This is a genomic window from Bradyrhizobium sp. HKCCYLRH3061 (assembly GCF_051168015.1).
GTDB lineage: Bacteria > Pseudomonadota > Alphaproteobacteria > Rhizobiales > Xanthobacteraceae > Bradyrhizobium.
In genome coordinates this window covers 210,259-223,429 of the sequence record NZ_JBNPUE010000007.1, presented here as the reverse complement: position 1 = coordinate 223,429, position 13,171 = coordinate 210,259, and the positions used below count along the sequence as shown (strand labels likewise).

The 13,171-nt window shown below is 64.3% G+C and carries 11 protein-coding genes; 4 read left to right on the top strand and 7 right to left on the bottom strand.

Going from position 1 to position 13,171, the window contains the following annotated elements:
• Positions 1 to 91 precede the first annotated feature (91 nt).
• Positions 92 to 808 (top strand): DUF1614 domain-containing protein, encoded by a 717-nt coding sequence (locus ACQR2C_RS14700; RefSeq protein ID WP_434881465.1) that lies wholly within the window; start codon positions 92 to 94, stop codon positions 806 to 808.
• A gap of 57 nt (positions 809 to 865) precedes the next feature.
• Positions 866 to 1,687 carry an MlaD family protein gene (locus ACQR2C_RS14695; RefSeq protein WP_434881464.1) on the top strand — a complete coding sequence of 274 codons (822 nt, stop codon included), beginning with the start codon at positions 866 to 868 and terminating at the stop codon, positions 1,685 to 1,687.
• Between the two features lie 29 nt (positions 1,688 to 1,716).
• On the opposite strand, the gene ACQR2C_RS14690 is transcribed toward ACQR2C_RS14695, so the two are convergent.
• The 7 genes from ACQR2C_RS14690 to urtA all read right to left on the bottom strand — a co-directional run bounded on the left by ACQR2C_RS14690 (position 1,717) and on the right by urtA (position 8,696).
• Positions 1,717 to 2,058 carry an FmdB family zinc ribbon protein gene (locus ACQR2C_RS14690; protein WP_434881463.1) on the bottom strand — a complete coding sequence of 114 codons (342 nt, stop codon included), beginning with the start codon at positions 2,056 to 2,058 and terminating at the stop codon, positions 1,717 to 1,719.
• A 99-nt stretch (positions 2,059 to 2,157) separates the two neighbouring features.
• Entirely contained in the window at positions 2,158 to 3,387 is a 1,230-nt protein-coding gene (fmdA, locus tag ACQR2C_RS14685; RefSeq protein WP_035648524.1) for a formamidase, read from the bottom strand.
• Between the two features lie 36 nt (positions 3,388 to 3,423).
• Positions 3,424 to 4,113, bottom strand: a complete 690-nt coding sequence (gene urtE, locus ACQR2C_RS14680; protein ID WP_316179352.1) for an urea ABC transporter ATP-binding subunit UrtE — start codon at positions 4,111 to 4,113, stop codon at positions 3,424 to 3,426.
• 200 nt (positions 4,114 to 4,313) lie between these two features.
• On the bottom strand, positions 4,314 to 5,069 hold the full coding sequence (urtD, locus tag ACQR2C_RS14675) for an urea ABC transporter ATP-binding protein UrtD (RefSeq protein ID WP_315801683.1): 756 nt from the start codon (positions 5,067 to 5,069) through the stop codon (positions 4,314 to 4,316).
• A 10-nt stretch (positions 5,070 to 5,079) separates the two neighbouring features.
• Positions 5,080 to 6,219: an urea ABC transporter permease subunit UrtC gene (gene urtC, locus ACQR2C_RS14670; RefSeq protein ID WP_315801684.1), complete on the bottom strand. Its 1,140-nt coding sequence runs from the start codon at positions 6,217 to 6,219 to the stop codon at positions 5,080 to 5,082.
• Positions 6,220 to 6,257: 38 nt separating this feature from the next.
• Entirely contained in the window at positions 6,258 to 7,184 is a 927-nt protein-coding gene (gene urtB, locus ACQR2C_RS14665; protein ID WP_315801685.1) for an urea ABC transporter permease subunit UrtB, read from the bottom strand.
• A gap of 249 nt (positions 7,185 to 7,433) precedes the next feature.
• Positions 7,434 to 8,696 carry an urea ABC transporter substrate-binding protein gene (urtA, locus tag ACQR2C_RS14660; protein ID WP_315801686.1) on the bottom strand — a complete coding sequence of 421 codons (1,263 nt, stop codon included), beginning with the start codon at positions 8,694 to 8,696 and terminating at the stop codon, positions 7,434 to 7,436.
• Between the two features lie 183 nt (positions 8,697 to 8,879).
• Here urtA and ACQR2C_RS14655 point away from each other — a divergent pair, with 183 nt between their 5' ends.
• Both ACQR2C_RS14655 and ACQR2C_RS14650 read left to right on the top strand, forming a co-directional pair.
• Complete coding sequence (locus tag ACQR2C_RS14655) at positions 8,880 to 12,254, top strand: hybrid sensor histidine kinase/response regulator (protein ID WP_434881462.1); 3,375 nt, start codon at positions 8,880 to 8,882, stop codon at positions 12,252 to 12,254.
• Entirely contained in the window at positions 12,244 to 13,155 is a 912-nt protein-coding gene (locus ACQR2C_RS14650; protein ID WP_315801777.1) for a response regulator transcription factor, read from the top strand. Before ACQR2C_RS14655 ends, ACQR2C_RS14650 begins: the two co-directional genes overlap by 11 nt.
• The last annotated feature ends 16 nt before the right edge of the window (positions 13,156 to 13,171 follow it).

Genomic DNA, 13,171 nt, shown 5'->3' with positions numbered 1-13,171 from the left:
AACCAGGCGCCGAATGACCATTTGTCACCCTGTCGCCCGCGTGAGATGATCCTGCGCGGGCAGCACGGTCCATCATCGAAGCGCTTTCGACATGCATTCCCAGATCCAATATCTGCCGATCACGCCCGTATTCTTTGCGATCCTGGTGCTCGCCTTCGGCGTCCTGATCGTCCTGATCCAGTTCGGCATCCTGCGCTACGCCTACATGAAGCTCGGCGTCAGCTCGGGCACCGCGATGCTGCTGCTGTTCGGCTCGCTGGTCGGCAGCTATTTCAACATCCCGATCACCATGCTGCCTGGGCAGGTCGCGCGCTCTGGCGAGATCATCGACTTTTTCGGCATGCAATATGTCGTGCCGTTGGTGCATCAATGGCCGGGTACTCTGCTCGCCGTGAATGTCGGCGGCGCGGTGATCCCGACGATCATGTCGACCTATCTCATGCTGCGCTACCAGCTCTGGCTGCGCGCCGCGATCGCGGTGCTGGTGATCGCCGTGATCATCCACGCGATGGCGACGCCGGTGCAGGGCGTCGGCATCGCCGTGCCGGTGTTCGCGCCGGTGGTCGTGACCGCGATCCTGGCGTTCCTGCTGTCGCGCGAATATGCCGCGCCGCTGGCCTATATCGGCGGCTCGATGGGCACGCTGGTCGGCGCCGACCTGATGAACCTCGACAAGATCGGCAGCCTCGGCGCGCCCGTGGCCTCGATCGGGGGCGCCGGGACGTTCGATGGCGTCTTCCTCACCGGCATCCTCGCCGTGCTGCTGGCGGGCCTCGCCGCCCCGTCCCGTCCAGGCCTCGCGCGCTGAGCTTCCCACCCGGCGGGTTAGCGGCTAAAATCATTGTGAGGCAGTCACGGACCCGGAATGCGCGCGATCAATCTCATTGTCGGAACCCTGACGATCGCGGCCGTCGCCGCCGGGATCAGCGGTGTCCTGATCAAGCAGAAGCGCCGCATCGCCGAGCAGCGCAGCATGATGCGCGTCGTGTTCGACGGCGGCTCGGCGGCGGGCCTGCGCAAGGGCGGGCCGGTGAATTTCGACGGCGTGCAGGCCGGGCAGATCGTCTCGATCAAGCTCGAAAGCCCGCGCAAGATCGTTGCCATGATCACGCTCGACAAGTCGGCGCCGATCCGCAAGGACACCACCGCCGGCATCGAGTTCCAGGGCCTGACCGGTATCGCTGCGATCTCGCTGGTCGGCGGCGCGCCGACCGCTCCGCCGGTGCCGCTGGATCGCGACGGCGTGCCGGTGCTGACGGCCGACCTCAAGGACCAGGAGACGATGGTCGAGACGGTGCACAACATCGACAAATACGTCGTCAGCAACGCACCGGCGATCAGGCAAGCGCTGCAGACGTTCGAAACGGAGACCGCCTCGCTGCAGGCCAAGACCGCCGCCTTCGACTCTGCGATCGACAAGGCCGAGGATGTCTTCAAGGGCTTCGATACGCTGGTCACCAAGATCGACGGCGCCATTCCCGGGTTCGCGGACGGCAATCCGGGCCAGTTGTTCGACCAGATCAAGTCCATGCGCGAGCTCGTCGACAGCTTCAAGCGCAAGTCCGCCAAGGTGATCGACGAGAGCCGCAAGACGCTGCTCGACATCAGCGACGGCGCCAATGCGATGAGCGTCAAGTTCGGCGGCCAGCCCGCGCCGGGACCGCGGCGGGTGCCGGCGTCACGCTGAGGGGCGGCCGCGCCGCCCCTCGCATTCGCTCAGTGGCTGATCATCCACGGGCGCGCCGTCGGAAAGCCCTTGGCGCCGCTTCTGGTCTTGGTCATCAGCCGCGGCGATTTCTTCGGCGAGCAGCAGCCGCAGCCCGGCCCATGCTTCGCCTTGTATTCCGCCAGCGTCTGCGGCGCGTGGCGGCTGCGCTCGTTGGTCGCGTGCGCCGTACGCCGCTCCGCCGGCATGCAGGCGAAGGCGGGCGCGGTGAGGATTACCCGCGGCGCCATGTCCTGGCATTGCGGACAGACCTGCGGCTCATCACATTCCGACATCGGGCGCATGTCGGTGAAGGGGCCGCATTCGTCACAGAGATATTCATAGACCGGCATTGTCTCGTCTCCTGCGCAACATCGTCTCTCTCGTCCGCGCGGCGGATGCGGGGCGGCCAAATACGCGGCCGTCCCGCATCCCGTCGCACAGGGAGAGGGTTATTTGTCCGGCGAGATCGGCATCTGGATATCGCCGGTGATGTGCTTGATCGGGCCTGCTGCCGACGGCATCACGTCGAAGTCGAAGATCTCGGTCGGCAGCCACAAGGTCGCGCAGGCATTGGGCACGTCGACCACGCCGGAGATGTGACCCTGCACCGGCGCGGTGCCGAGGATCGAATAGGCCTGGGCGCCGGAGTAGCCGAACTTCTTCAGGTACTCGATCGCGTTGAGACAGGCCTGCCGATAGGCGATGTGGACGTCGAGATAGTGCTGCTTGCCGGCCTCGTCGACCGAGATGCCCTCGAAGATCAGGTAGTCACGATAGTTCGGCGTGATCGGCGACGGCTTGAAGATCGGGTTCTTGATGCCGTACTTCGCGACGCCGTCCTTGATGACGTCGACCTTGATGTGCAGCCAGCCCGCCATCTCGATGGCGCCGCAGAAGGTGATCTCGCCGTCGCCCTGGCTGAAGTGCAGATCGCCCATCGAGAGGCCGCCACCGGGCACGTAGACCGGGAAGTAGATCTTCGAGCCGCGCGACAAATCCTTGATGTCGCAATTGCCGCCATGCTCGCGCGGCGGCACGGTGCGGGCGCCCTCGGCGCCGATCTTGGCCTTGACGTCGCCCTTGGCTTGGCCGGCATGCGCGGTCGGTGCGAACGGCGGATTGGCGAGGCCCGGCACGCGGGTCGGGTTGGTCGCGATCAACGCCGTCTCACGCTCGTTCCAGGTCGCCAGCAGCTTCGGATCGGGCAGACAGCCGATCAGGCCGGGATGGATCAGGCCGGCGAAGTTCACGCCGGGCACGTGACGCGACGAGGTGTAGAGGCCCTTGATGTCCCAGATCGACTTCTGCGCCAGCGGGAAGTGGTCGGTCAGGAAACCGCCGCCGTTCTGCTTGGAGAAGAAACCGTTGAAGCCCCACAGGCTCTCCTTCAGCGGACCGACGTCGAGCAGGTCGACGACCAGGAGGTCGCCTGGCTCGGCGCCCTTGACGCCGATCGGGCCGGACAGGAAGTGCACGATCGACAGGTCGATGTCGCGGACGTCGTCGGCCGAGTCGTTGTTCTTGATGAAGCCGCCGGTCCAGTCATAGGTCTCGATGATGAAGTCGTCGCCGGGATTGACCCACTCCACCATCGGAATGTCCGGGTGCCAGCGGTTGTGCACCTTGTCGTTCTCGTAGGCCGACTTGGTCAGATCGACCTTGATCAGTGTGTCAGGCATCAAGAGCTCCCCTTTACCTTTGCTTGGACGGAGTGGTTAGACGGACAGATATTTCGAGACCTGCGCGGCATCGACGGAGTCGCGCGGATCGTCGCGGACGATCTCACCGTTCTCGATCACCAGCACGCGGTCGGCGATGTCGAGCGCGAAGCTCAGCACCTGCTCGGAGACGACGATCGACAATCCCTTCTCGTCACGGATGCGCTTCAAGGTGCGCGCCATCTCCTTGATGATCGACGGCTGGATGCCCTCGGTCGGCTCGTCGAGCAGCAGCACCTTCGGCTTGGTGGCGAGTGCGCGCGCGATCGCGAGCTGCTGCTGCTGGCCGCCGGAGAGATTGCCGCCGCGGCGGCCTTTCATCTCGAGAAGCACCGGAAACAGCTCATAGATGTCGCCGGGCACCTCGGACTCGCCGGAGACGACGAGGCCGGTCTCGATGTTCTCCTTGACCGTCATGGTCGAGAAGATCATGCGGCCCTGCGGCACGTAGGCGAGGCCCTTGGCGACGCGCTCGTAGCTCTTCAGGCCCGACAGCTCGGTGCCGTTCATGTCGATGGAGCCGCTCTTGGACGGCAGGATGCCCATCAGCGACTTCATCAGCGTGGTCTTGCCCATGCCGTTGCGCCCCATGATCGCAACGATCTCATTGGGCGCGACCTTGACGTTCAGGCCATGCAGCACCTCGCTCTGGCCATAGGCGACATGGAGATCGGAGATTGCGAGCATCAATGGCTCCTGCAAAGTGATGAATTGGGACGAGGCTGCAGCAACATCGGCAGCGCGCTCCCTCCCCCCTTGTGGGGGAGAGTTGGAGAGGGGGGTAGTCCCAAGCGATACTGCCGCCGTGGGCCCCCTCCCCTAGCCCCTCCCCACAAGGGGGAGGGGAACGCAGCGTCACTCGGAGCAAACAAGATCGCGATCATCGCTCAGTGCCCCAGATAGACTTCGACGACCTTGGGGTCGTTCTTGACCTTGTCCATCGTGCCTTCGGACAGGATCTGCCCCTGATGCAGCACGGTGACCTTGTGGGCGATGTCCTCGACGAACTTCATGTCGTGCTCGATCACGAGCACCGAGCGGTCCTTGATGATGCGGTTGAGCAGCTCGGCGGTCTTGGCGCGTTCGCTGACGCTCATGCCGGCCACAGGCTCGTCGAGCATCAGAAGGTCCGGGTTCTGGATCAGCAGCATGCCGATCTCGAGCCACTGCTTCTGGCCGTGGCTGAGCTCGGCCGCCGAGGTCTTGAGACGATCCTTCAGGAAGATCATCTCCGCGACCTCCTCGACGCGATCCTTGACGACCGCGTCGCGCTGGAAGGTCAGCGAGCCGAACACGGTGCGGCCGCGCGGAAAGGATATTTCGAGATTCTCGAACACGCTGAGATCCTCGAACACCGACGGCGTCTGGAACTTGCGGCCAACACCGGTCTTGACGATCTCGTTCTCGCGCAGCTTGGTCAGCTCCTTGCCGCGGAACTGGATCGAGCCCGAGGTCGCTTTGGTTTTGCCGCAGATCAGGTCGAGCACCGTGGTCTTGCCGGCGCCGTTCGGGCCGATGATGACGCGGATCTCGTTCTCTTCGACGTAGAAGGAGAGATCGTTGACCGCCTTGAAGCCGTCGAACGAGACGGTGAGGGCTTCGACCGCGAGCAGGAATTCCTTGGGCTGATGACCGATGAGCATCGCTGTCTCCTCACTCTGCGGGGGCGCCGTTGGCGACCAGGCCGCCATTGCCGGGCTTCTTGCTGCGGGACGCCAGCAGCCGGTCGATGCGCGGCTGCACGTAGTCACCCCAGATTCCGGCCAATCCGTTCGGGAAGGCGAGAACCACGGCGATGAACAAGGCACCCAAGCCGAACAGCCAGAGCTGCGGGAAGGTCTCCGACAGGCTGGTCTTGGCGAAGTTGACGAGGAGCGAGCCATAGACCGCGCCGAAGATCGAGAGCCGGCCGCCGACCGCCGTGTAGATCACCATCTCGATCGACGGCACGATGCCGACGAAGGACGGCGACATGAAGCCGACCTCGAGCGTGAACAGCGCGCCGCCGACCGCGGCGAACACCGCCGCGGCGCAGAAGGCGAAGATCTTGAAATTGGCGACGCTGTAGCCGGAGAAGCGGACCCGGTCCTCCTGCTCCCGCATCGCCACCAGGATGCGGCCGAGCTTGGTGAGACGGATGAACTGCGCGACCAGGATGGCGGCGAACAGGAAGAACACCTCGACGAAGTAGAGGATGTATTTGGCGTGATCGGTGCGGATGTCCCAGCCGTGCAGTGTGCGCAGGTCGGTGATGCCGTTGATGCCGCCGGTGTAGCCCTGCTGTCCCACGATCAGGATGGTCATGATGGCCGCGATCGCCTGGGTGATGATGGCGAAGTAGACGCCGCCGACACGCCGCTTGAACATCGCAGCGCCGATGATGAAGGCGAAGATCGCCGGCACCAGGATGATCGCGGCGAGCGCGAACGGGAAGCTCTGGAACGGCTTCCAGAAGAACGGCAGCTGCGTCAGCTGATTCCAGTCCATGAAGTCGGGAATGCCAGGGGTCGACTGGATCTTGGTGTTGGCGACGCTGGAGGCCTCAAGCTTGAGGAACATTGCCATGCAGTAGCCGCCGAGGCCGAAGAACACACCCTGCCCCAGGCTCAGAATGCCGCCATAGCCCCAGCACAGCACCAGGCCGATGGCGACGAAGGAGTACGTCAGGTACTTCGCGACCAGGTTGAGGCGGAAGATGTCGACCGCCAGCGGCAGGATGACCACGAGCAGAAGCAGCAGAGAGACGAAGCCGATGAGCTCGGAGCGATTGAAGAAGCGCGTATTGATGATCATGACGGTGCTTTCTGATTCCCGATTCCTGCGCGTTCCGGCTATTTGCGGACCTTGAGGGCGAACAGGCCCTGCGGCCGCAGCATCAGGATGGCGACGATCGCCAGCAGAGTGAGCACCTTGGCCATCGAGCCGGACATGAAGAACTCCATCGTCGACTGCGCCTGGGAGATGGTGAAGGCCGACGCAATGGTGCCGATCAGGCTGGCGGCGCCGCCGAACACGACGACCAGGAAAGTGTCGACGATGTAGAGCTGGCCGGCGGTCGGACCGGTCGAACCGATCATCGTGAAGGCGGAGCCGGCGACACCGGCGATGCCGCAGCCGAGACCGAAGGTGTAGCGGTCGACCTTCTCGGTGTTGATGCCGACGGCGCCGGCCATCACGCGGTTCTGTACGACGGCGCGGACCTGCTTGCCCCAGCGCGACAGGAAGAGGACATAGGCGACCACGATCGTGATCAGAATGGTCAGGCACATCACGAACATGCCGTTGATCGGAATCTGGATCGCGTCAGTCGCCTGCCAGGAGCCCATCATCCACTCAGGCAGTTCGACGCCGACCTCGCGCGCGCCAAACACCGAGCGATAAGCCTGCTGCAGGATCAGGCTGAGGCCCCAGGTCGCGAGCAGCGTATCGAGCGGCCGCTTGTAGAGCCGGCGAATCATCGCCCACTCGACCAGCATGCCGAGCGCTCCGGAGGCGATGAAGGCCAGCATCATCGCGACGAAGAAGTAGCCCGGAAACAACGACGGCAGGAAGTGCTGGAAGGCGTTCGAGGTCATCCAGGTGACGTAGGCGCCGAGGATCATGAACTCGCCATGCGCCATGTTGATGACGCCCATCTGGCCGAAGATGATGGCAAGCCCCAGCGCCATCAGCACGTAGACCGAAAACAGGATGAGGCCTGCGAACCCCTGCATCGCGAAGATAGCCCCGAGGTCGCCGATGGAATAGTCACCGAACATGATCCGTCCTCTTGTGATGCGTGGTGTCGGTGCGCACTGACTTGCGATGCGCGTTGGCGCCCGCAGCATTGCCGCCGGTAAGGTCGTTCCCTCCCCCCTTGTGGGGGAGGGCCAGGGAGGGGGGTCCACACGACGAACTGTGGGTGGGGTACCCCCCTCCCCAACCCTCCCCCACAAGGGGGGAGGGAGCGCACTGGTTGTGCGGCAACGGCGTCGCTTCATCGGCCGTCGCAATGCGCGACTCGCGACTTACTGATAGCCCTTCGGGAACGGATCGGGCTCGACCAGGTCGGCGGTCTCGTAGATCAGCTCGTACTGACCGTCCGCCTTGGCGCGGCCGACGCGGGTCTTGGACCAGAGATGGTGATTCTCGTGGATCCGGACATAGCCTTCCGGCGCGCCCTTGAACTCGATGCCGGGCGAGGCGGCGGCGACCTTGTCGATGTCGAAGCTGCCGGCCTTCTCGACGGTCAGCTTCCACAGCCACGGACCGAGATAGGCGGCTTGCGTCACGTCGCCGATCACGGTCTTCTCACCCCACATCTTCTTGAAATCGGCGACGAAGGCCTTGTTGTTGGGGTTGTCGAGCGACTGGAAGTACTTCATGCAGGCATAGGCGCCCGCGATGTTCTCACCGCCGATGCCGTCGATCTCGTCTTCGGTCACGGAGATGGTGAGCAAGGTCTGCTTCGACATGTCGATGCCGGCGGCTTTCAGCTGCTTGTAGAACGCGACGTTGGAGCCGCCGACGATGATCGCGTAGATCACGTCCGGCTTGGTCAGCTTGATCTTGTTGATGACCGAATTGAACTGGGTGTGGCCGAGCGGGAAGTACTCTTCGCCGACGACCTTGCAGCCCTGCAGATGGCCCTCGATGTGCTTGCGCGCGATCTTGTTCGAGGTGCGCGGCCAGATGTAGTCGGAGCCGAGCAGGTAGAAGGTCTTCGCACCCTTGGTCTTGTTGACCCAGTCGAGGCCGGCGATGATCTGCTGGGTGGCTTCCTGGCCGGTGTAGATGACGTTCTTGGACTGCTCGAGGCCTTCGTAGAAGGTCGGGTAGTACAGCATGCCGTTGTACTGCTCGAACACCGGCAGCACCGCCTTGCGCGAGGCCGAGGTCCAGCAGCCCATCACGGCGGCGCACTTGTCGTTGACCAGGAGCTTCTTGGCTTTCTCGGCGAAGGTCGGCCAATCCGAGGCGCCGTCCTCCTGGATGTACTTGATCTTGCGGCCGAGCACGCCGCCGGCGGCATTGATCTGCTCGATCGCGAGCTTCTCGGCCTGCACCGACCCTGTCTCGGAGATCGCCATGGTGCCGGTGACCGAATGCAGGATGCCGACCGTCACTTCGCTATCGGTGACTGCAAGTCCGGTGGTGTTGACAGCGGAGGTTGCGGGACCGGCACCAAAGGACGGCCGCGGCATCATGGCCAGCGCCGGGATTGCGGCCATTCCCATCAGCAATTGGCGCCGAAGCGGCGACTTCAGGCCCTTTTTGGTTTCGTCTGACATGAGCACCCCATTCATTGGTTCGAGGACACGCGTTGGGTCAGACGAAGGATGGCGCGGTTTGTGCAACGCACGGATACGCAAGATTGCGTATACTGCACCGCAAAAGCGCGACGTAGGCTCTGCGTAGGTCTTGCGAGGGGCAGGCGAGTTGCGGACAAGCGCCCGCGGGTGAGGAGTTCGAAAGTGGCAGGGCGGCAGCGGATCGACCGCGTCAGGCGCCAGTACAACCAGTGGGTCGCCAACCAGACGTTGGAGGACTATGCGCTCCGCTTCACGGCCAAGAGCGCGCGGCGCTGGTCGGCCGCCCGCGTCGCCAACACCGCGCTGGGCGCAATCTCGTTCCTGGCGCTGGAGGCCATCGGCGGCACAATCACCTTGAACTATGGCGTGACCAATGCGACCGCCGCCATCCTGGTCGCCAGCGTGATCATCTTCTGCTGCGGCCTGCCGATCGCCTATCATGCAGCTAAATGCGGCATCGACATCGACCTGCTGACGCGTGGCGCCGGCTTCGGCTACATCGGCTCCACCATCACCTCGCTGATCTACGCCTCCTTCACCTTCATCTTCTTCGCCATCGAGGCGGTGATCCTCGCCTCCGCCCTCGAGATGTGCTTCGGCATTCCGCGCCCGGTCGGCTATCTCATCAGCGCCGTCGTCATCATCCCGCTCGTGACCTACGGCATCACGCTGATCAGCCGCTTCCAACTGTGGACGCAGCCGCTGTGGGTCGTGCTGCACGTCCTGCCCTTTGCCGCAATCGCCTATGCGAGCCCGCACTCCTTCGCCGATTGGCTGCAGTTTCCCGGCGAGCATGGCGATCCCATGGGCCATCTCGATCTGGCGCTGTTCGGGACCGCGGCGGCGGTCGTGTTCTCGCTGGTCGCCCAGATCGGCGAGCAGGTCGACTTCCTGCGCTTTCTGCCGCGCGATCGCCGCACGTCGAGGCGGTCATGGTGGATTGCGCTGTTATCCGCAGGCCCCGGCTGGATCGTGCTCGGTGCGCTGAAGCTGCTGGCGGGCTCGTTCCTGGCCTACTTCGCACTCAGCCATGGAGTCTCGGCCGACCGCGCCGCCGAACCGGCACACATGTATCTCGAGGCGTTCCGCTACGTGCTGGCCCGGCCGGACCTGGCGCTTGCGCTGACAGGTACCTTCGTGATCGTGTCCCAGATCAAGATCAACGTCACCAATGCCTATGCCGGCTCGATCGCCTGGTCGAACTTCTTCTCCCGCCTGACCCACAGTCATCCGGGACGCGTCGTGTGGCTCGTCTTCAACGTCGTTGTCGCGCTGCTGCTGATGGAGATCGGCGTCTACAAGGCGCTGGAGCAGACGCTGGCGCTGTACTCCAACATCGCCATCTCCTGGGTCGGCGCGCTGGTCGCGGACCTCGTGATCAACAAGCCGCTGGGCCTGCGCCCACCGCAGATGGAGTTCAAGCGCGCCCATCTCTACGACATCAATCCGGTCGGCGTCGGCGCGATGACGATCGCCACGATCGTCTCGATCTGCGCCTTCTATGGCCTGTTCGGTCCGACCGGAAAGGCGCTGTCGACTTTCGTCGCGCTCGGCGTCGCGCTCGTCACCGCGCCCGCGATCGCCTATCTGACCGACGGAAAGTACTATCTGGCGCGCAAGCCGAAGCGGAGCTGGCAGAACATCGAGCAGATCCAATGCTGCATCTGTGAGCATCATTTCGAGCCGGAGGACACCGCCTCCTGCCCGGCCTATGCCGGCCCGATCTGCTCGCTGTGCTGCTCGCTCGACGCTCGCTGTCACGATCTGTGCAAACCGCACGCGCGGGCGCAAGCCCAGGTCGCCGCGGCGCTTGGCGGCATGCTGCCGGGGTCGGTGCTCGCCAAGATCAACTCGCAGCTCGGTCACTATGTCGGTGTCTTTCTGACATCGGCCGGACTCGTCGCGCTGACGCTCGGCATGATCTATCTGGAGACCTCGGCGGCGCTGCCAGGATTCAAGGGCATCATCTCCGACGTGCTGTGGAAGGTGTTCTTCGCTCTCTCCATCATCATCGGCGTCGTGACCTGGCTGTTCGTGCTGGCGCAGCAGAGCCGTCGCGCCGCCGAGGCCGAGACACGCCGGCAGACGCAGCTGTTGATTCAGGAGATCGAGGCGCACAAGCGCACCGACGCCGAGCTGCAGCGCGCCAAGGAGGTTGCGGAGTCCGCCAACCTCGCCAAGAGCCGCTATGTCGTCGGCCTCAGCCACGAGCTGCGCTCGCCGCTGAACGCGATCTCCGGCTATGCGCAACTGCTCGAGCAGGACACGAGCCTCGCACCGAAGCCGCGGGACCAGGTCCGCGTCGTCCGCCGCAGCGCCGATCATCTGTCCGGCCTGATCGACGGCATCCTCGATATTTCCAAGATCGAAGCCGGGCGGCTGTATCTGTCGCGCGACGAGGTCCGTCTCAGCGAATTCCTCGACCAGCTTGTGGGCATGTTCCGATTGCAAGCCGCCGCCAAGGGCGTCGACTTCGTGTTCAAGCGGCCGGCGGTGCTGCCGCTGGTCGTCTACGCCGACGAGAAACGGCTGCGCCAGATCCTGATCAACCTGCTGTCGAATGCGATCAAATTCACCGCGGAAGGCAGCGTCCAGTTCGTCGTGCATTATCGCAGTCCGGTCGCGGAGTTCGAGGTGATTGATACCGGGCCCGGCATCCAGCCCGACGACCTCGAGCGCATCTTTGCGCCGTTCGAGCGCGGCGCGCTCGGGGCCGCTCAACCGCAGACCGGCACGGGACTGGGCCTGACGATCAGCCGCCTGCTCGCCGGGGTGATGGGCGGCGACATCAAGGTCGAGAGCAGGGTCGGCACCGGCAGCACCTTCAAGGTCAAGATCCTCCTGTCCGAGGTCACCAACCCGACGCGGCATGCGCCGGTGAAGGCGCCGGTCGCCGGCTATCTCGGACCGCGCAGGACGATTCTGATCACCGACGACGATCCCGTTCATCGCGACCTCCTGCGCGAGGTGTTGACGCCGCTCGGCTTCATCCTGCTGAGCGCGCCCGACGGTCCCGCCTGCCTCGCGCTCGCACAGCACTGCCAGCCGGATCTGTTCATTCTGGACATCTCGATGCCCGGCATGGACGGCTGGACGGTGGCCGAGACCTTGCGCAACAGCGGTCATCATCAGGCCCGGATCCTGATGACATCTGCGAGTGCGCTCGAAGCTCATGGCCGGCCGCTGGCGCAACCATTCCACGACAGCTACCTGATGAAGCCGATCGACATTCCAAGGCTGCTGGAGGCGATACGTCAATTGCTGAAGCTCGAATGGAGCTACCAGACCGACATCCCAGTGGCGCCGCCACGCTGGCGGCCGGACACCGGGCCCCGGCCCCCGCTCAACTATGTCGAGGAGCTGATGAGCCTCGGCCAGATCGGCTATATCAGGGCCATTCAGCTCAAGCTCGACGACATCCGTAACGCGCATCCGGAGCATGCCGACTTCGTCGCCCAGATGCGCACGCTTATCGACCGCTTCGATCTCGATCAGTACATGGCCACTCTGAAGACCTTGCATGCCTATGAGCACTGACAGCAGGAAGCGCGATGTCGCGCTGGTGGTGGACGACTCGCCGGAGACGCTTCGGCTGCTCACCGACGCGCTGGATGGTGCCGGCATGACGGTCATGGTCGCACTCGATGGCGCCGCGGCCATGCGCATCATCGACCAGATCACGCCGGACATCATCCTGCTCGACGCGGTCATGCCCGGCATGGACGGCTTCGAGACCTGCCGCAAGCTCAAGCGCGAGACAGGTCTCTCCAACGTCCCCGTCATCTTCATGACCGGGCTCGCCGATACCGAGCATATCGTGAAGGGACTGGAGGCCGGCGGTGTCGACTACGTCACCAAGCCGATCGCCGTCTCGGAGATGCTGGCGCGCATCCGCGTGCATCTCGCCAACGCCCGGATGACGCAGAGCGCCCGCGCCGCGCTCGACGTCTCCGGCCGCTTCCTGCTGGCCGTCAACCGCGAGGGACGGCTGATGTGGGCAACGCCGCAGGCCCAGAAGCTGCTGTCGGACAGTTTCGGCACCGCCGACGAGCTCGTTCTGCCCGAAGCGCTGCGGCTCTGGCTGGATCAGGCGCAGAACGGCGGCGGGAAGGCCGCCGCTTCGATCCCCGATCATCCCGAATTGCGCCTCTATTACATGGGCGGAGCCGGGCCCAACGAGTTCCTGCTGCGGCTCGCCAAGGAGTCCTCCGGTGAGTTGCCCAAGGAATTCTCCAGCGAGTTCGGTCTCACCACGCGCGAGGGCGAAGTGCTGTCATGGCTGTCCAAGGGCAAGACCAACCGCGACATCGCGCAGATCCTGGGGCTGAGCCCGCGGACCGTCGACAAGCACCTCGAGCAGATCTACGCCAAGCTCGGCGTCGAGAACCGAACCGCCGCCGCGGCGATCGCGACGGGGGTGACGCGGCGGGAGGGATGAGACGGGCGGCGCACTC

What these genes read in the sequence shown, in the direction of transcription:
- ACQR2C_RS14700 (WP_434881465.1), top strand. Translation starts at nt 92, where the DNA reads ATGCATTCCCAGATCCAATATCTGCCGATCACGCCCGTATTCTTTGCG.
- ACQR2C_RS14695 (WP_434881464.1), top strand. Translation starts at nt 866, where the DNA reads ATGCGCGCGATCAATCTCATTGTCGGAACCCTGACGATCGCGGCCGTC.
- ACQR2C_RS14690 (WP_434881463.1), bottom strand. Translation starts at nt 2,058, where the DNA reads ATGCCGGTCTATGAATATCTCTGTGACGAATGCGGCCCCTTCACCGAC.
- fmdA (WP_035648524.1), bottom strand. Translation starts at nt 3,387, where the DNA reads ATGCCTGACACACTGATCAAGGTCGATCTGACCAAGTCGGCCTACGAG.
- urtE (WP_316179352.1), bottom strand. Translation starts at nt 4,113, where the DNA reads ATGCTCGCAATCTCCGATCTCCATGTCGCCTATGGCCAGAGCGAGGTG.
- urtD (WP_315801683.1), bottom strand. Translation starts at nt 5,069, where the DNA reads ATGCTCATCGGTCATCAGCCCAAGGAATTCCTGCTCGCGGTCGAAGCC.
- urtC (WP_315801684.1), bottom strand. Translation starts at nt 6,219, where the DNA reads ATGATCATCAATACGCGCTTCTTCAATCGCTCCGAGCTCATCGGCTTC.
- urtB (WP_315801685.1), bottom strand. Translation starts at nt 7,184, where the DNA reads ATGTTCGGTGACTATTCCATCGGCGACCTCGGGGCTATCTTCGCGATG.
- urtA (WP_315801686.1), bottom strand. Translation starts at nt 8,696, where the DNA reads ATGTCAGACGAAACCAAAAAGGGCCTGAAGTCGCCGCTTCGGCGCCAA.
- ACQR2C_RS14650 (WP_315801777.1), top strand. Translation starts at nt 12,244, where the DNA reads ATGAGCACTGACAGCAGGAAGCGCGATGTCGCGCTGGTGGTGGACGAC.